12 protein-coding genes are annotated in these 17,780 nt (G+C 41.3%); 3 read left to right on the forward strand and 9 right to left on the reverse strand.

Translation table 11 applies throughout. The features are described 5' to 3' along the window. Window positions 1–639: 639 nt before the first annotated feature. A complete protein-coding gene (locus G0Q07_RS05975; protein ID WP_163345226.1) occupies window positions 640–3,891 on the forward strand; it encodes a SusC/RagA family TonB-linked outer membrane protein in 3,252 nt (1,083 codons plus the stop codon). Between the two features lie 12 nt (window positions 3,892–3,903). Beyond that, window positions 3,904–5,355: a SusD/RagB family nutrient-binding outer membrane lipoprotein gene (locus tag G0Q07_RS05980; RefSeq protein WP_163345227.1), complete on the forward strand. Its 1,452-nt coding sequence runs from the start codon at window positions 3,904–3,906 to the stop codon at window positions 5,353–5,355. 930 nt (window positions 5,356–6,285) lie between these two features. Here G0Q07_RS05980 and G0Q07_RS05985 read toward each other — a convergent pair. Further along, window positions 6,286–6,999, reverse strand: coding sequence for a DUF6261 family protein (locus G0Q07_RS05985; protein WP_163345228.1), 714 nt, complete (start codon window positions 6,997–6,999; stop codon window positions 6,286–6,288). A gap of 1,004 nt (window positions 7,000–8,003) precedes the next feature. Between G0Q07_RS05985 and rlmF the strand changes: the two genes are divergently transcribed. Next, complete coding sequence (gene rlmF / locus G0Q07_RS05990; protein WP_163345229.1) at window positions 8,004–8,972, forward strand: 23S rRNA (adenine(1618)-N(6))-methyltransferase RlmF; 969 nt, start codon at window positions 8,004–8,006, stop codon at window positions 8,970–8,972. A gap of 89 nt (window positions 8,973–9,061) precedes the next feature. On the opposite strand, the gene G0Q07_RS05995 is transcribed toward rlmF, so the two are convergent. From G0Q07_RS05995 to G0Q07_RS06030, 8 genes are all read right to left on the reverse strand, one after another. Further along, complete coding sequence (locus tag G0Q07_RS05995; protein ID WP_163345230.1) at window positions 9,062–10,327, reverse strand: asparagine synthetase B; 1,266 nt, start codon at window positions 10,325–10,327, stop codon at window positions 9,062–9,064. A 162-nt stretch (window positions 10,328–10,489) separates the two neighbouring features. Further along, window positions 10,490–12,022 (reverse strand): replicative DNA helicase, encoded by a 1,533-nt coding sequence (dnaB, locus tag G0Q07_RS06000; RefSeq protein WP_163345231.1) that lies wholly within the window; start codon window positions 12,020–12,022, stop codon window positions 10,490–10,492. 134 nt (window positions 12,023–12,156) lie between these two features. Further along, on the reverse strand, window positions 12,157–13,149 hold the full coding sequence (locus G0Q07_RS06005) for a D-alanine--D-alanine ligase (RefSeq protein WP_163345232.1): 993 nt from the start codon (window positions 13,147–13,149) through the stop codon (window positions 12,157–12,159). Then, on the reverse strand, window positions 13,142–14,182 hold the full coding sequence (locus G0Q07_RS06010) for an RluA family pseudouridine synthase (protein WP_163345233.1): 1,041 nt from the start codon (window positions 14,180–14,182) through the stop codon (window positions 13,142–13,144). Before G0Q07_RS06010 ends, G0Q07_RS06005 begins: the two co-directional genes overlap by 8 nt. A gap of 3 nt (window positions 14,183–14,185) precedes the next feature. Further along, window positions 14,186–14,992, reverse strand: a complete 807-nt coding sequence (locus tag G0Q07_RS06015; RefSeq protein WP_163345234.1) for a PASTA domain-containing protein — start codon at window positions 14,990–14,992, stop codon at window positions 14,186–14,188. 200 nt (window positions 14,993–15,192) lie between these two features. Continuing rightward, window positions 15,193–15,351 carry a 50S ribosomal protein L34 gene (rpmH, locus tag G0Q07_RS06020; RefSeq protein WP_163345235.1) on the reverse strand — a complete coding sequence of 53 codons (159 nt, stop codon included), beginning with the start codon at window positions 15,349–15,351 and terminating at the stop codon, window positions 15,193–15,195. A gap of 378 nt (window positions 15,352–15,729) precedes the next feature. Further along, a complete protein-coding gene (locus tag G0Q07_RS06025) occupies window positions 15,730–16,437 on the reverse strand; it encodes a response regulator transcription factor (protein ID WP_163345236.1) in 708 nt (235 codons plus the stop codon). A gap of 3 nt (window positions 16,438–16,440) precedes the next feature. After that, window positions 16,441–17,706 (reverse strand): sensor histidine kinase, encoded by a 1,266-nt coding sequence (locus G0Q07_RS06030; protein WP_163345237.1) that lies wholly within the window; start codon window positions 17,704–17,706, stop codon window positions 16,441–16,443. Window positions 17,707–17,780 lie beyond the last annotated feature (74 nt).

A 17,780-nucleotide genomic window follows, 5' to 3' on the forward strand; every position in this document is an offset into this window, starting at 1 on the left:
CTTCTTTTAATATTTGTAATCGTTAAAGAACATTAATACTGTTCTTTTTTAGTTATAGGGTAATGCTGAGTTAAGGGTTTGGGGGAATCCTTTCAGAAATTACAAAAATAAATGCTGTTTAATTATTACTTAAAATTGTTTCTATGAAGGGGGAAATTTTTCAAGTGAAGTTTTATCAATTATCAATTTTTCAATCAATCTGTTTAAAACGGATTGCAATCTGACTGTTATAAACAGATCTGTATCTAGATACCATTGTTATCCAAAGTAGTTTTATGTTGCCGGCTTTTAGTGCGACTATTTTGTGCTATTTTGAGTAACTGTTAAAAAAATTAACAATCAAGAGGCTATTTCAGATCTAACAGACTTTAAAAAACGACTGTAACAAAATATTATTACTGTTTTATTAAATAACTGTTTCTGTGATTGGTAGCGTAAATAATCGAATTAACTTAAGTAAACTCTTGAACAACTATTCAACGAGTTTGACAATAAGATATTGCCGGGAGGTGCTCACTCTACATTTACTCACAATTACCCTTCGTAGAAACTTAAATCCTCCCGGTTTTCTTTTAAATAAAATAAGAATGCTTAATACAATTTTTATAGCGCTTTAATTAAAAACTTAAAATTATTTCTATGAAAAAAATTGCGATTTTTTTATCGATTCTCCTTTTCATGGGTAATTTGGTTGCCTTTGCTCAAACGAAGACATTAACCGGTACGGTTACTTCGGCTGAGGATGATATGCCAATACCCGGGGTTTCGGTATCTGTGAAAGGAACTACCCTTGGTACTATTACCAACATGGATGGTGGATTCGAGTTAAAAGCACCGGATGATGCCAGTACTTTAATTTTTAGCTTCATTGGGATGCGTATACAGGAAGTTGAAATTGGTTCGCAAACCAGTTTCTCTGTAGCAATGCAATCAGATGTAATTGGTATCGACGAGGTGGTCGTAACTGCACTAGGTATTAGCCGCGAAAAGAAAACATTGCCTTATGCTGCACAGGATGTAAAAGCTGAGCAGTTAAACGTATCAGGTGATGCCAACATTAAAAATGCTATTGTTGGTAAAGTAGCCGGTGTACAAATGGTAGGTCAGGCCGGTTCAAAACTTGGACAATCAGGTAAGATTCGTATCAGGGGAGCTATTTCGTTAACTTCTGACTCTGATCCTTTATACGTTGTTGACGGTATTCCTGTTGGCGATCCAAACGTTGTTGATATGAACGACGTTGAATCAGTTAACGTACTGAAAGGGCCTAACGCGACTGCACTTTACGGTCAGCGTGCTGAATATGGTGTAATCATGATCACCACCAAAAAAGCAAAAGCCGGTGGTATTAGTGTTGAAATTAACAGCAATACTACTTTTGATAAAGTAGCTTACTTGCCGGAATACCAAAACCTTTATGGTGGTGGTTACGACGGTGCTGACGAATGGACTACATTGGACTACAATGCCGGTTTTGCAGGAAATGCTTATCCGGAAGAGTGGTCGATTTTTGATGGACGTCGTTTTATCTACAGTGGATATGCTGATGAGAGTTGGGGACCTGCATTCGATGGCGAACCTTATACTCCGTGGTATGCTATGTGGCCTGAAAGCCCATACTATGGCGAAACTACGCCTTATGTAGCACAGCCTGATAACATTAAGGATTTCTACGATACTGGTGTTACCACTAAAAACTCAATCGCAATTAGCGGAGCGGGTGATGGTTACACTGCACGTTTATCTCTAACGAACCTGGATCAGAACGGTATTATTCCGGAATCGGAGTATAAGAAAAATACCATTAGTGGGTCATTTGATTTTGATGCAACCGATAAGCTAAGTGTTGGTGCTAATTTTAACTTCTCAAAATCGTATGTTCAGGGTGATTTCGACGATGGTTATTCAAATCAGGTAACAGGTTCTTTTAACTCATGGTTTGCTCGTAACGTCGACATGGATAAAATGAGAGAGTTAAAAGATTTACAAACAACCGGAGGATACCATGCATCATGGAACTACTGGGGACCTTTCTACTCCACCTACTTTGGTACTGAAAAAGCGGCTTTTTGGTTTAACCCATACTGGTATTTGGGAGAATATCAGAATGAACGCGACAGAATTCGTTTAATTGGTGATATTCATGCAACATACAATGTGAACGAGAATTTGAATGTGAAAGTAAATGCATCTACAAACATTTACAACTACAAACAATTCTGGAAAGTTCCTTACTCGATTGAAGCTGCTGCTGATCCTGCTTTTTATAATGTTTGGAACTCAGGTTTTGGAAACACCAGACAGATGGAGATCGAGAATAACTACAATGGTATGGTAAACTATGCCAACGATTTTGGTGATTTTGATGTTGATGGTACTGCCGGTATCTCATACAGAACAAACTCATACGATCGTTTCAGAGCTAATATGCCAACTGGTAGTAAAACACAAGGTTTAGTATTACCTGATGTATACACCTACAGTAACACTAAACTTCCTGTAACTGCTCAAACTTATAAGTATGAAAAAGAAGTAATGAGTATGTACGCTCGTGTCTCACTGGGTTGGAGAGAAATGTTATATTTAGATGGATCGTATCGTCAGGACTGGAGTTCGGCACTTCCTGAAGAGAAGAACGGATATGGATATCCCTCTATCGGTTCTTCATTCATATTTACTGAACTGATTGAAGATAACTCAATTCTATCTTTCGGTAAACTGCGTGCCGGTTGGGCACAGGTGGGTACCGACCTTGCAGCAATGCGCTTGAATCAGGTTTACCCATTGTCTGGAAGTCCTTATTTGGGAAGTCCTCAGATGTATACCAACAACCAGTTGGTTGACCCGGCTATTGAGCCTGCAATAAACACTTCAATGGAATTTGGTTTCGATCTTAAATTCCTGAACAACAGAGCAGGATTAACTTTCACTTATTTCAACGAAATTCGTGAAAAAGAAATCATCCCAATTACCATGTCTCAAGCAACAGGAAAAACTTCATTCCTAACCAATGCCGGTAAATCGAAACGTGATGGTATCGAGTTGGTATTAGACGGGACACCTGTTCAAACCAATAACTTTGTATGGAATATTGGTGTAAACTTTGCAACAAGTAATCCGGTTGTTGAAGAACTTCCTGGCGACCTTCAGTCGATAAACGCTCCTGGTGGAAACGATGATTGGGGTTTTGTATATGTAGTTCATAAATTAGGTGAAGAATGGGGCCAGTTAAGAGGTCGTGCTATTCGAATTGATGAAGAAACCGGTCAGCAGGTAGTTAATGCTGCAACCGGAACCTTTGCTTATGATACCGACCAGTACCTGGGATCAGTTCTTCCCGATTTTACAGGTGGTATCTTCAACCAGTTTACTATTATGAATTTGGTTAATGTGTCTGCATCAATCGATTTCCAAAAAGGTGGTAAGTTTTTCTCACTTTCTGAAATGTGGGGACAGTACTCAGGATTGTTAGAAGAAACTGCCGGAATTAACGACCAGGGAAATAACGTACGCGATGCTATTGATGATGGTGGTGGTGTTCACGTTGTTGGTGTTGATACCGATGGAAATTCTTACGATCAATATGTAGACTCATACACTTACTTCAGCCAGTTTAACTCTAACACTATTGCATCACCATACGTACACGATGCAAGTTACATGAAACTGCGTGACGTTAGTGTTTCAGTAAACTTACCAAAAAAGTGGTTAAACAGTACTTTCCTGAAAACTGCAACTGTTGGTTTTGTAGGAAGAAACTTATGGATGATCTCTCTTGCTGAAGATAATATACACAACTGGGATCCATCAGAAATGTCGCAAACCTATGGTGAAAATGCCGGTTTACCTGGTACCAGAAGTTATGGGTTCGATGTTAAATTAACCTTTTAATAGATGATAAACATGAAAAAGATATTTATAGCATTATTAAGTATTGTATTGCTGGGTACCGGGTGTGACAACATCGACTTTGGCGATACGAACAAAAACGTGAATGGCCCGGCGGAGGTGAATACTGCTGCCATGCTATCAGGAGCAATGACCAATTTTGGTGACGACAGGGGAAGACCTTACCGTATTACCCCGGCTTTATATACCCAATACCTGGTTCAGTATGTATATAACGACGAAATGTTGTATGCCGACGGTGCAGGTTCTTGGTCGAACTACTATGTTCAGGAACTTTCAAACGTTCAGGAAGTAATCAATGTATTGTCAGATCCTGAGAGTGCGGCAAGCCCTACTGTTTTGGCAAACGGATCGATTGAAAACCAGATGGCTGTTGCCTTGATCTGGAAATCGGTTATTTTTAAACGGGTTACCGATTTATTCGGGAATGTGCCTTATTCTGAAGGATTAAACCCCGATATTCTTACTCCGGTTTACGATTCGCAGCAAGCCATTTACAACGGAATGATTGCCGATGTAAAAGCAGCTCGCGATATGATCGATGCTTCGGCAGCCGGTGCTACCGGAGATGTTATTTACGGTGGTGATATGGAAATGTGGCAGAAATTTGCCAACTCGTTCCTTGTAAACCTGGGTATGCAGTTAACAAAAGCTGACGCTTCGTTGGCACAATCTACCGTAACTGAAGCACTAAGCAGTTCGTTAGGAGTTTTGGAAAGTGCTTCGGAGGATGCATTGTATACTTACGATGTACCGAACGGATTTACCAATCCCTGGAACTGGATGCGTCCTGCCGACTACGGTGTAGCGGCTGAATTTATCAGCGCACTGAAAGGAACTGGTTTCACTTCGAATACAATGATGGACGATAGGATTGAGTATGTTACTGATAATACTTCGGTACCGGGACACGCTTACGGTTTAAGAGATTATCCGGATACTGAAAATACCGCTCCTGTTGCAACAATTGTTATCGATCCTGCAACTCAGCTGCCAATTTTAACTTCTGCTTACACCTACCTGCAGCGTGCTGAAGCTGCTGCTCGTGGCTGGACAAGCGAAGATGCTGGTGAGATGCTGAAAGCTGGTATCATGAGCTCATACGAGCGTGGTGCTGCTCTTTACGGTGTTGAAATTGGCGATGGTGCTGCTTATGCTGATGCACGTATTGCGGATATGGCTACTGCCGGTGATCTTACAGTTATTGCTGAGGAAAAATGGGTAGACCTTTTCCCTCTGGGATACGATTCATGGTCGGAATGGAGAAGAACAGGTATTCCTGCTTTTACTCCTGCTGCTGATGCAGTTAACGATGGTCAGATTCCAAGAAGATATAACTATCCTAACAACGAGCCTTCATTAAACAATGCTGGTTATAGCAGCGGTGTTAGTGCATTGTCTCCTTCTACCGATAACAATACTTCTCGTTTCTGGTGGGATCAATAATCGAAAAAAACGATTAATACGATATGGAAAGAGGTGGCCTTTGGGTCACCTCTTTTTTTGTCTTCCCATTCCAGGTGCGGTTAGAATGAGTTTTAAAGCTTAACAGGGATCACCCGCAAAATCCGGTGGATTATTTTATAGACAGCAAGAGAAGAACTGTAACTTTCTGCCTGCCGGCGGCTTTCATCTTTGCCCCCGACGAAATGTCGGGATTTCTGCTTTGCTCCAACTTGAAGCAAAGACGAAACACGAGGAAGGCATTTCCGAGCCAAGGCTGCTTCTGCTTCTTCCCTTACGTTTTCATAAAACCTAAGTTCAGACGGATGATCTCCTCGCCCACTCGGAGCTTCCCGTTCTCACTAAGGTTTCATTTATCTCATTATAATTGTTAATTTTTAAGGCATTCGATTTAACTCGCAAAATGATTGCCTTACATACAATGCAAGTTTTTGCTTTGCTCGTTTCAACTCCGGGCAACGACCAAAAGAGGCCGTTCCACTGATGCAACGTCAGCTACATCAGAGCGTGGCCTCGTCCGGTGAGCCGGAAAACAAGCGGTGTCGGCGTTCAAAAATTACTGGTGCCCGCCTGCCGGCCGGCCGGTTTGAGGAGGAACGACTGCCTGTCCCGATCGTAGCATCGGGAAGTTTCAGGAATTTTAGACGGCATCGCGTACCTGCCTGCCGGTAGGCAGGGCTTTTCCGAGTGAAGCGGGCGCAGCCTTGAGTTTTGTGTTTACTATTTGGATCAAGCCAAATAGTAAAATCCATCCGATACCTTAACAGCTTCCACACGGTGCAAAAAAACAAGCAAAAAAAGGAGACGCGCACCAGGCAACGTCCCCTCGTTCAACTGTCCCAAAATCAAACCGACCCAATCAGAATGACTCAATTATCTTGTAACCCGAAACCCTCGCAGGGGAAGTCGGTTTTATTCCTCGGCATCATCTTTATTCCAGCGTTTACGAACGGTCTCGTTGTTATCCGCAATAATTTTGGCAACGGTGGCAGCAAATGCGCCGTAGGTTTCGGCCTGGAAACGTTCGGCCGCGCGCAGAAATACGACCAGATCGTCGTTTATCAGGGCAACCACTTCTTTTTTCAGTTCGGTGGCCGTTGGCAGATTGTCTTCAGCGGCCAGTTCTTTAGCATAGCCGGTTTGTGTGTTTTCAAAATCGTCTTGAGCAGCTTGCAGGCTGGCAATGTTCTCGGCAACTCCCGGAAGCAGTGCAATGGCGGCTACCAAATCGGGGGCAGCAAAATCGCCCAGCATCGATACAATGTGCGACGATTCGGTAACATAGCTCTCTTCGGTTATCGACAAACCATATTTGTTAAATACCCTATCAACTTTCAGGGCGGCATTGCGGGTTGTTTCGTCGGGGTGATAGGTGTAGCCTTTTACCAGGTAACCCACCGCACGTGCATCATCATCGCGATTATCATCCTTGCCGGCAAGAATACTTTGTGCTTTCGATTGGTCGATGACATTGCCCAGGGTAGTGTTCCTGTCGTTAATAGCGGTAAACAGAGTATTTAGTGTGCGATCCTCGGTAAATCCCGATTGCTGGTAGGCGTTAAAAAGTAAACGTGTAGTTCCGTGAATGTCGGTTGTTCGACTTGAGGTAATAATTTTTTCAATCATAAATTGAAGGTTTTTTTATTAAACAAAAATTTTATTTGGGCTGATTGCGGAGGCAGTAATAAATGTTGATTATTTTTCGATTGCCTGGGCATTTAGCTTTAGCAATTTACGACGTGATTAACAAAAAATCAATACCCGGGCTATATGTTTTTGAACATAAGAGCTTATTTCTGTAGCCCAATAGCTGCCGGATAATGTTTTTTAGAGGCAATAATAACAAATCAAGCCAGCGAATAGGATTTTATACCAATTTAACTTTGGGATGCCGTATTGGATAGAAGATTATTTTTTGTTTATGCGAGGCGGAAAATTTTTGCATAGGCATAGCTACGGAACAATTTTTCAACGAAGCAGAAGCGAAAAAGAATCGATTTATATGCGGCATATCATGGTTAATTTGGTATTAAACAACAGGCAAATAGAAAAGCATGTACTAGCAGGCTTTGGGGCGGTGTTAAAAGTAAAAAATCACTGCTGGCGCCCTTTTGAGCAATGCTATGCTGACAAACCGAAACTAGCGGTCTTTCGGGCAACGTCATGATGACAAACCGAGACTAGCGGTCTTTTGGGCAATGTCATGATGACAAACCGAGGCAAGCAGTCTTTCGGGCAATGTCAAAACGACAAACCAAAACTAACGGTCTTTTGAGCAATGTCATGATGACAAACCGAAACTAGCGGTCTTTCGAGCAATGTAGAAACGACACGCGGCAAAAGCGTTTTTTTCGTGTAATAAGTACATTACAAAAAACTGTTTTTCCCAATGTCATAAAAAAACGCCTATATTTAATATCGAAAAAATCAAAATTGCCAAATACATTGAATTCGACTCTTGCCTGCCTACCGGTCAGGAAGACAAATACCAAACAGCAAAAGCATCAAAGTATGGCGAGCAAAATAAATTATTTTAGCCATGTACAGATTAGTGGTATATTAGAATGTAAGTTTCATAGCTGTTATAACAATTAGGATTTTAGATAGAATATATAAACCCATAATAAATCATGCCATCAGAAAAAAGACAAGAAGAAAAAACAAGGCTACATTCTCGAAACAAAAACAGGAAAAGATATGATTTAAATGCATTAATAACTTCCAATCCTGAATTAGTAAATTATGTAAGGCCTAATAAGTATGGCGATGATTCAATCGATTTTTCAAATCCTGTTGCTGTAAAAGCGCTAAACAAAGCATTGCTAAATCACTATTACGGAATTAAAAACTGGGATTTTCCTGATGAGAATTTATGTCCTCCAATTCCAGGCAGAGCAGATTACATTCACCATATTGCGGATTTATTAGCTGAAAATAATTTTGGCACAATACCAATTAGTAATAAAATTACTTGTTTTGATATTGGTGTAGGAGCTAGTTGTATTTACCCTGTAATTGGAGTTGCAGAATATAATTGGAAATTTATTGGCTCTGACATTGACCCTAAATCAATAAAATCAGCTAGTACTATTGTAAATTCTAACCCCTCGCTTAATGATAAGATTGAGTGTAGATTACAAAAAAACAGGGAAAATATTTTTACTGGAATAATAGGTAGTGAAGATAAAATCGATTGCTCTATATGTAATCCTCCTTTTCATTCTTCTTTCGAAGATGCTCAAAAAGGAACACGAAGAAAAATCAAGAACCTGTCAGGTAAAAAAGAAAAAACCCCAACACTTAATTTTGCAGGAATTAGCAATGAACTTATATGTGATGGTGGAGAATATAAGTTTATTAATAAAATGGTAATAGAAAGTAAAAAGTTCTCTGAAAACTGTTTATGGTTTTCAACTTTAGTATCTAAACAATCTAATTTAAAAGGTATTTATAAATCGTTAAAAGAAATTGAGGCTAATCAGATTAAAACGATTCCCATGGGAACCGGGAATAAATCTAGTCGGATTGTAGCATGGACATTCTTTACTACTGAAGAACGAAAAGCATGGAGAAAAACCAGATGGAAAACATTAGTTTAGAACTAATGTGAAAAAGGTAATAGCTACAGCATTGCATATCGTTTATGTCCTGTAAAAGACTAAATTCAAGGTTTACAACATCCAATGGACTACGTCTTCCGTTTCTTTTTCTTTGCTGCCGGGAACAATACATTATTTAAAATTAGCCGGTAACCCGGAGAGTTAGGGTGCAGGCTCAGGTCGGTTGGCGGATCGCCAATCAGGTGGCGGTAATCTTCGGGGTCGTGACCACCGTAGAAAGTCCAGAATCCTTTGCCTTTTTCGCCATGAATATAACGGGCTTCATTGGCTGGTTTGTTCTCGCCCAAAACCAGTACATTCGATTTTAGCACCTCTTTGCGGTATGCTGTTGTTTGCCCCATAAAACCTTTAATCAGGTTGTGGTGGTTTTGGCAAAGCATGGTAGGAATTGGGTCCCACTTGGCCGAAAAATCAAACAGCGTAAAGTAGTCGTTTTCGCGGGCTACATGCCGGTGGTCGGTAGCATCAATATTGGAGAACTCGTAAACATACGGGCTCTTTTCCAGCCTAAAATTTTCGAAAGCAAAAGTGTTATGGAAATCGAGTTTTTCATCAACGTTGGCTTCCATTGGGTCGCCATCAAACATGTTCTCGCAAATATCAACACCCACGGCTGCCAGCGAAATATCGTAAGTATCGGTGGCGGCACACATGGCAAACAGAAAACCGCCGTTTTGCACGTATTTCTGTATCTCACGTGTAACAAATGATTTCATCTCCGACACCTTCATAAAACCCAGTTTTTGTGCCAGCTGTTTGTTAATGCTCACCTCTTGCTGGTACCACGGCATGTGCTGGTACGAGCGCCAGAATTTTCCAAACTGCCCGGTAAAATCTTCGTGGTGCAGGTGCAGCCAGTCATAATCGGTCAGGTCGCCGTTTAGAATTTCCTCGTCGTAAATAATATCGTAATTAATTTCGGCGTAGGTTAAAACCATGGTTACCGCATCGTCCCACGGTTGTTTGTTGGGGGGCGAGTACACCGCAATCTTGGGGGCTTTGTTCATCGCCACGGCATCCTGGTTTACATCGGGCTGTGCAATTTCGTTTAATATTCCCGAAGCCTGTGTATCGCTTATCACTTCGAAACTAACACCACGAATCACGCACTCATTTTCAATTTCGGGGTAGTGTTGCATTAAAAAACTGCCGCCCCGGTAGTTGAGCAACCATTTCACCTCAATGTCTTCGTCTAAAACCCAATAGGCAATGCCATACGATTTTAGGTGATCTTTTTGCAACTCGTCCATGGGGATGAGCAGTGACACAGCTCCGGCTTGCATGGAAAGAAAGAGCATTACCGGCAACAGAAATATTTTTATAAGCGTGCGCATGTTGTTTTTTTATTAGTACAGCAGAACGGGTTTTTGGTTCACATTGAGATTCGAATAATGATTAACGAATATTGATTTCAGAAGAAGGCTGCAGCGAGTTTTATTGTCGATATAATTCATCAATCTAAAATCGTTAATCGTAATTCATCATTCTTAACTCCTTTAAAACGGCGCATCGCTGGTTGATGAATTCTGCTTGTCGAAGCCACTGTTTGTTGTCATTCCGGCACCAGCCTTGTCTTCATCGGCATTCATCGATGAGCCAAAAGTTTGTACATTCTGTGAGAAGTCTCCCGGATTGAACTGCGGATCGAGATCGGAGAAACGTGCCATTTCTTTCTGGAAACGCAACGGAACATCGGCAGTGGCACCGTTACGGTGTTTGGCGATGATAATTTCAGCAACACCCAGTAACGAGTTCCCCGATTCGTCTTCGGTAATACCAAAATATTCCGGACGGTGGATAAAACAAACGATATCGGCATCCTGCTCAATCGCTCCCGATTCACGAAGGTCGGATAGCTGCGGGCGTTTGCCTTCGCGCGATTCAACGGCACGGCTCAACTGCGACAGGGCAATAATTGGCACGTCCAGCTCTTTGGCAATGGCTTTTAGCGAGCGCGAGATCATACTTACTTCCTGTTCGCGGCTTCCGCGGGTATCGGTTCCGGCTGTCATCAGCTGCAGGTAATCGACAATAATAATATCTACGTCGTGCTGCATTTTCAAACGGCGGCATTTTGCCCTGAACTCAAAAATCGACAGGGCAGGAGTATCATCGATAAAAATAGGTGCTTCGTCAAGCGTTTTTATACGCTGGTTTAGCTGTGCCCATTCGTAATCTTCCAGTTTTCCGGTTTTAATTTTTTCACCACCCAATTCCGATTCTGCGGAAATTAAACGGTTAACCAGCTGTATCGACGACATCTCGAGCGAAAAAATAGCCACTCCCTTTCGGTGTTCAACAGCCATATTTCGGGCCATGGATAAAACAAATGCCGTTTTTCCCATTGCCGGACGTGCTGCCAGAATAACCAGTGCAGAACGTTCCCATCCCGAGGTAATCCGGTCTATGGCAGTAAATCCTGAGGGAACTCCACTTAAACCGTCAGGCCGGCTACGTGCTGCTTCAATTTGCAGAATGGCCTGGTTCAGCACAGGTTTAATCGGTACGGTTTCCTTTTTTATATTTCCTTCCGACACCTTGAATAATGCAGACTCTGAAAAGTCGATCAGGTCGTCAAGGTCAAGGCTGTCGTCGTATGCTTTTGTCTGTATTTCGGAAGAAACGCGGATTAACTCGCGCTGCATATATTTTTGAGCAATAATACGCGCATGAAATTCGATATGGGCAGCAGAAGCAACACGGCGGGTAAGCTGCGTGATATATCCCGGTCCGCCAACTTCGTCGAGCTGGTCGCGGTTTTTTAATTCCTGTGTTACCATCAGCAAGTCTACAGGCTTTTCCTTACCGGATAGGGTTTTTATCGCGTCAAATATTTTACGGTGCTCCTCTTTGTAAAAACTGCCGCTATCAATGGTGTCAGCAACCGTAACATACGCATCACGCTCCAGCATAAGCGCTCCAAGCACTGCTTCTTCTACATCAACTGCCTGAGGAGGTAATTGACCATATTGGGCGTTAATCTGCTCTATCGTATTTTGTTGTTGATTGGTTTTTTTTCGTTGTGCCATGTTGTTTTTGTGTGCAAATATTTTTTCTGGTCCCCTTCTGTTTAAACGGACATCAAAAATAGAAATTTACCTTGCCGGTAGCAAGCTATTGTGCGCTCTCTTATCAACCAGCGCTATTCACAATTGTTGATAGGTTACTTGCCCAGTCTTTCCTCTATTAGTTGGGTGATGATGCTTTTTAGCGTGCTTCCCATTGCCTCAATCTGCTGTGGTATAAAGCTGGTAGCAGTCATTCCGGGCGTGGTATTCACTTCCAGAAAATAGAATTCGTTGCCTTGCAAAATGAAGTCGATACGCACAATTCCCGAGCATTCGCACAGGTCGTAAATCTTTGATGTCAGTTCCTGGCACGTTTTAAATAAAGGTTCGGGTAAACGGGCAGGCGTAATTTCTTGTGTTGCACCCGGTGTGTATTTCGCTTCGAAATCGAAAAATTCGTTTTGTGGAATCACTTCGGTAACAGGAAATACCACTTTCTCGTCATTTAAACGCACGGCTCCGCAGGTGAATTCATTTCCTTCGATAAATTGCTCAACCAGTGCTTCATTACTTTCTTGCCAGGCTTTTTCAATGGCAGCTTTTACCTCGCTGGTTTCTTTTACTTTGGTAATTCCAAAACTTGAACCACCGGCATTTGGTTTTACAAAAATTGGCAACCCAAGTTCCTTAACAATAGCTTCGGCGTCAATGCTTTCTCCTTTTTTGAATTTCTGTGAACCCGCCATTTTTATGCCGTGCGAGCGCAGGTAATTGTTGCAAAACCATTTGTTAAAAGTAAGCGACGAAGAGTGAACATTGCAGGTGGAGTAAGGGATATCGAGTAGTTCGAAGTAGGCTTGTAAAATCCCGTCTTCGCCCGGTGTTCCGTGAATGGTGATGTAAGCAAAATCAAATTTGATCTTTTCGTCGTTTACGGTAAAACTAAAATCCGATTTATCAATGTCGGCAATTTTTTCTTCGTTCTGAAAAACTTCCCAGTTTTGCCCGCGCATTTGTACCAGCCAGGGAGTAAATTTTTCCGTATCGACAGCTTTTAATACGTTGGCTCCGCTTTTTACGGAAACGATAAATTCCGATGAATCGCCTCCTGCAATTACGGCTATGTTGGGTTTGTTGTTGTTACTCATTTCTGTTTGCTATATAATTTTCCCATTTATCAATTCCGGTAGCCATGTCCTCAGGCAGTTCCGAATTGAATAACATTTTTTCTCCGCTTGTTGGATGAATAAATCCTAGTGTTTTGGCGTGCAACGCCTGGCGGGGGAGTACTTTAAAACAGTTTTGTACAAACTGTCTGTATTTGCTGAAAGTGGTACCGCGTAAAATCTGGTCGCCACCATAGTTGCTGTCGTTAAAAATTGGGTGGTTTAAGTGTTTCATGTGTACCCTTATCTGGTGTGTGCGCCCCGTTTCCAGGCGGCATTCAACCAGCGAAACATAACCAATACGGCGCAATACTTTGTAATGTGTAACGGCATGTTTCCCGTAATCGTTTTCAGGGAATACGGTGAAAACCTGCCTGTTTTTCAGGCTGCGCCCAATGTTACCGGTTATTGTCCCTTCATCTTCTTTTACGCTTCCCCAAACCAGTGCATGGTAGCGGCGCTCGGTTGTTTTTTCGAAAAACTGCAACGCCAGTTTATTTTTTGCCATTTCGGTTTTGGCAACTACCAGAAGTCCCGATGTGTCTTTGTCAATTCGGTGAACAAGGCCGGGGCGTGGATCTTCGCTGTTAAACAAAGGAAGGTCTTTGAAATACCAGGCAAGTGCATTTACCAAAGTACCGGTGTAATTGCCATGTCCGGGATGTACAACAAGGCCCGGTGGTTTATTAATTACGATTAGCTGATCGTCTTCATAAACAATGTTTAACGGAATTTCTTCGGGTATGATTTTTAACTCACGCCGGGGGAAATCCATAACGATCAATATCTCTTCGTTGGGTTTTATCTTGTAATTGGGTTTTACGGGAATTCCGTTTACCCGAATGTTTCCGGCATCGGCAGCAGCCTGTATGCGGCTTCGTGAGGCATTGTCCAGCCTGTTTGAAAGAAACTTATCGATACGCAACGGAGATTGCCCCGGATCAACAGACAAACGATAATGTTCGTACATTTCGTTTTCTTCCTGCTCTTCATTTTCCTGATTGTAATCTACCATTGGTTAAAAATTTCTTTCGTAAGCCTGGTTAATAATTGTGCTGTCGGTGGTTAACCAGATATCAACCGATGAACCCAGGTTTATTTGTTTGGTAAACTGTGGATCCGGCAGTTGTTTCCATATTCTTGCACTTGCCGAGTCTTCGGCAGTTTCGGCTGTATTGTCGTAAATCGTAGCGCCCATATTCAGCATGGCATCGGTAATTGTCGATTCAGCTTCTTCCATCGTAAATCCGGTGAGGTTGGGTAAAGTTGTCTGCATATTTCCCTGGCTCCGTCCAATCTCCAGATCAACATCAGTTCCTTTAACGATTTTGTCGCCTTCATAGATCTCAACAGAACCCTGCGTGGCACTTAATACCAGGTCGTTGTATTCCGATGGTTGGTAGGAAATATTACCCACTTGCAATCCAGTACGTTCAATAAGTGCCTGTGCCTGCCGGAAAGAAATATCAGTTAATCGTGGAAGGATAACTTTTTCGGGCTCGTTAGAGTTTATGGTAAGTTGGATTACGCGGTTTTCCTTTACGTGAGAATTGGCCAACGGCAATTGATCGACCACAGTACCCGGCTCGAAATTTTTGTTGTAAACCGAATCGATTACTTCCACACGCAGCTTATTTGCGCTGGCACTGGCTGTTGCTCCTTCTATGCTGAGGCCTGTTAAAGCCGGAACCGGGTATGATACACCATGTTTAGTGTATAATTTTAAACCTTTAAAGGTTATAAAAAGAAGAAGCGCCACAAGCACAATGGCAATTAATAGGTGCTTAGCAAAAGCACGGCTGGTGATAAATTTTCCTAAACTCATTTTTTGTATGGTACTTATTTAAGAGAACAAAAATAAGCCAAAAAAAGTATGATGAAAGGATTTTGGTGATAAACAAATCTCAAAAAAAATGTTCCGGGCGATCAGTTCTTGAAGAAGGCTTTTTGCAAACATGCATAAACACGAAAAGGTAAAGAACTGAATTCTTTACCTTCCCACTAAATTTAACCAGATAAAATAAATTATCTCTTATGTCTTGGCTCGTCTGAGACGCTAAGTTTTTTTCTGCCTTTTGCTCTACGGGCTTTAATTACTTTACGACCATTTGCAGTCGACATTCTTTCTCTAAACCCGTGTTTGTTCTTTCTTTTTCTATTCGATGGTTGAAATGTACGTTTCATTTCTATAAAGTTTTACTTGTTTCTATTCAGAATTTTCGGACTGCAAAAATAGTGCTTTTTTTAGTTCTTCCAAAAACTTAAACACTTTTTTGTGTAAAAATAGGATTTGTTTCTTTATTTCTAAGAATCAATGTTTTATGCCGATGGGAAATTAAACAGTGCCTTTGGCTCTTAAATTCCCGGCTACTCATTAATTTACTATCGGTATTAACCATTAAAAATTCAATGTTTCGCTATAAGCTTACTTTGAAAAAACAATTGGTATAATGTGCACAAAGAAAAGCATTTAATCCAAAACTAAAAACATCGGTATTTTATATCTGTGCTGAAAGCTTTTGGGCATTGGTGTTGTTTGTTGTGATGCCCGGAACGATAACATCATTTCTCTTTTTTTACAGAAAAGCGAAAACCGATGCCATGCAGATTGATAATTTTTACCGCGGAATCGGCTTTAAAATATTTCCTTAAACGCGAAATAAAAACATCCAGACTGCGTCCCAGAAAATAATCGTCAGATCCCCAAACCTTCTCCAGAATTTCGTTGCGGCTAAGCACTTTGTTTGCATTTTGCGCAAAATAACGGATGAGTTCGGCTTCTTTCAGCGTGAGGTTTCGTGCTTCCCCATTTATTGTTAGCGAGAGGTCTTCGAAATGAAAATCGAATTTCCCAATTTTTAAAATGGTCGACGAATCGTTGCTTATTGGTTGCGACTGGCTTCGTTTCAAAAATATCTTGATTTTTAAAAGCAGCTCTTCCATGCTAAATGGTTTCGGAATATAATCGTCGCCACCAATGGTAAGACCCGTAATTTTATCTTCAGTCATACTTCGGGCCGTTAAGAATATAATGGGAACCTGGTCGTTGGTTCTTCGTATGGTTTCGGCTACCTGAAAGCCATCTATTTTCGGAAGCATCACGTCGAGTACGATCAGATCGAATTTGTTCTTTCCGAAAAGCTCGAGTGCAATTTCTCCATCGGCAGCTACTTCAACATCATAGCCGTGCTCCGTTAAATTGTCTTTTACAATAAAACGAAGTGCTTCGTCGTCTTCAACCAATAATATTCTGAATAAATTGCTGTTCATATTCTACTTTGGAATGGTTAAGCTAAATATACTTCCCCCTTTGGGATTGTCGTTTACTTTAATTTTCCAGTTATGTGCTTTTACAATTTTGTATACATAGTCGAGCCCAAGCCCAAACCCTTTTACGTTGTGCACATTTCCGGTAGGAACACGGTAAAACTTTTTAAAGATTCGTTTTCGGTGTTCTCGCGGAATGCCAATACCGTTATCGATAAAACTAAGTTCATAACTGTTCTGCTTTTGCAAAAGTTTAATCTTAATCCCGGGTGTTTTGTCGCAATATTTTGCAGCATTTTCAAGAATATTCGATACCAGGTTTGAAAAATGGAACCGATCTGCCTGAATCGTACATTCACTGATTTTGGTATTTATCGTGACTTTTGCGCCTTGCCCGGCTTTCGATTCCCCGAAATGATCGATTGCTTCTTCTAAGAACTTGATAAGATTTACTTCCTCCAGATTAAGCAGGATCCGGCTTTTCTCTATCGTTGCTAAGTTAAGTACTTTTTCAACATTTTTCGACAGACGTGTTGTTTGTTCCTGTATAATGTGGGTGTAGTTGAAAAGACGGGTGGGTGATTCCAGAATCTTTTCATCATTAATAACGTTTGCCGCCAGAGCGATTGAGGAGATTGGGGTTTTTAATTCGTGGGTGAGGTTGTTGATGAAGTTTTTCTGAATTTCGGACAATTGCCTTTGGCGGATAATAACCCATAAGGTATAACCAAAGAAAAAGATGACCAGCATTAACAAAGCAGATAAGAAATACCAAATTGAAAGCTGATTAAAAAAGTAAGAAGACCGGTTGGGGAAATGAATGCCAAAATAGTTGGTGTATTCTTCGTTTTGCGGAAACTCGAAGTCCGATGGTTCTTCGTTTTCGTCGATATGTACAAGTGTGGTTTCGTCCATTTGTTCCTGGGTAGGGCTGTAAATTGAAAATTCGTAATCGTAATAAATGTCGTGTCGTTTTAGCTGGGTAGTAAGGTTTTGTTTTAAGAGTTCTTTATCGATTGCTACACCAACATTTACAAGGTAGGTGTTGTTCGATATTACTTCAACCGGCGTAATACTGTCGAAAGTTTCGGTAGTTCCGGTGGCCAGCATTACCTGCCATGCCACTTCTTTTAAAGCCACACTGGCACTTTCCTGAAATTGCTTTTCCGAAAGATTATACGAACTGCGAATAAAAGCAAACTGCACCAAAAATACGCCAACTATTGATACAGTTGCCAACATTATAATGTATTTAAGTGCTTTTCCTTTCATGAGATTTTATTCAAAGCTAAGCTACATAATTTTTTATGTGCCTGCGATAGTTAACAACTCATTAACAAAATATT

Origin of the sequence: Draconibacterium halophilum (genome assembly GCF_010448835.1) — a bacterium.
GTDB lineage: Bacteria > Bacteroidota > Bacteroidia > Bacteroidales > Prolixibacteraceae > Draconibacterium > Draconibacterium halophilum.

Excerpts from the sequence above, each read along its gene's own strand:
- G0Q07_RS05975 (WP_163345226.1), top strand. The coding sequence starts at position 640 with ATGAAAAAAATTGCGATTTTTTTATCGATTCTCCTTTTCATGGGTAAT.
- G0Q07_RS05980 (WP_163345227.1), top strand. The coding sequence starts at position 3,904 with ATGAAAAAGATATTTATAGCATTATTAAGTATTGTATTGCTGGGTACC.
- G0Q07_RS05985 (WP_163345228.1), bottom strand. The coding sequence starts at position 6,999 with ATGATTGAAAAAATTATTACCTCAAGTCGAACAACCGACATTCACGGA.
- rlmF (WP_163345229.1), top strand. The coding sequence starts at position 8,004 with ATGCCATCAGAAAAAAGACAAGAAGAAAAAACAAGGCTACATTCTCGA.
- G0Q07_RS05995 (WP_163345230.1), bottom strand. The coding sequence starts at position 10,327 with ATGCGCACGCTTATAAAAATATTTCTGTTGCCGGTAATGCTCTTTCTT.
- dnaB (WP_163345231.1), bottom strand. The coding sequence starts at position 12,022 with ATGGCACAACGAAAAAAAACCAATCAACAACAAAATACGATAGAGCAG.
- G0Q07_RS06005 (WP_163345232.1), bottom strand. The coding sequence starts at position 13,149 with ATGAGTAACAACAACAAACCCAACATAGCCGTAATTGCAGGAGGCGAT.
- G0Q07_RS06010 (WP_163345233.1), bottom strand. The coding sequence starts at position 14,182 with ATGGTAGATTACAATCAGGAAAATGAAGAGCAGGAAGAAAACGAAATG.
- G0Q07_RS06015 (WP_163345234.1), bottom strand. The coding sequence starts at position 14,992 with ATGAGTTTAGGAAAATTTATCACCAGCCGTGCTTTTGCTAAGCACCTA.
- rpmH (WP_163345235.1), bottom strand. The coding sequence starts at position 15,351 with ATGAAACGTACATTTCAACCATCGAATAGAAAAAGAAAGAACAAACAC.
- G0Q07_RS06025 (WP_163345236.1), bottom strand. The coding sequence starts at position 16,437 with ATGAACAGCAATTTATTCAGAATATTATTGGTTGAAGACGACGAAGCA.
- G0Q07_RS06030 (WP_163345237.1), bottom strand. The coding sequence starts at position 17,706 with ATGAAAGGAAAAGCACTTAAATACATTATAATGTTGGCAACTGTATCA.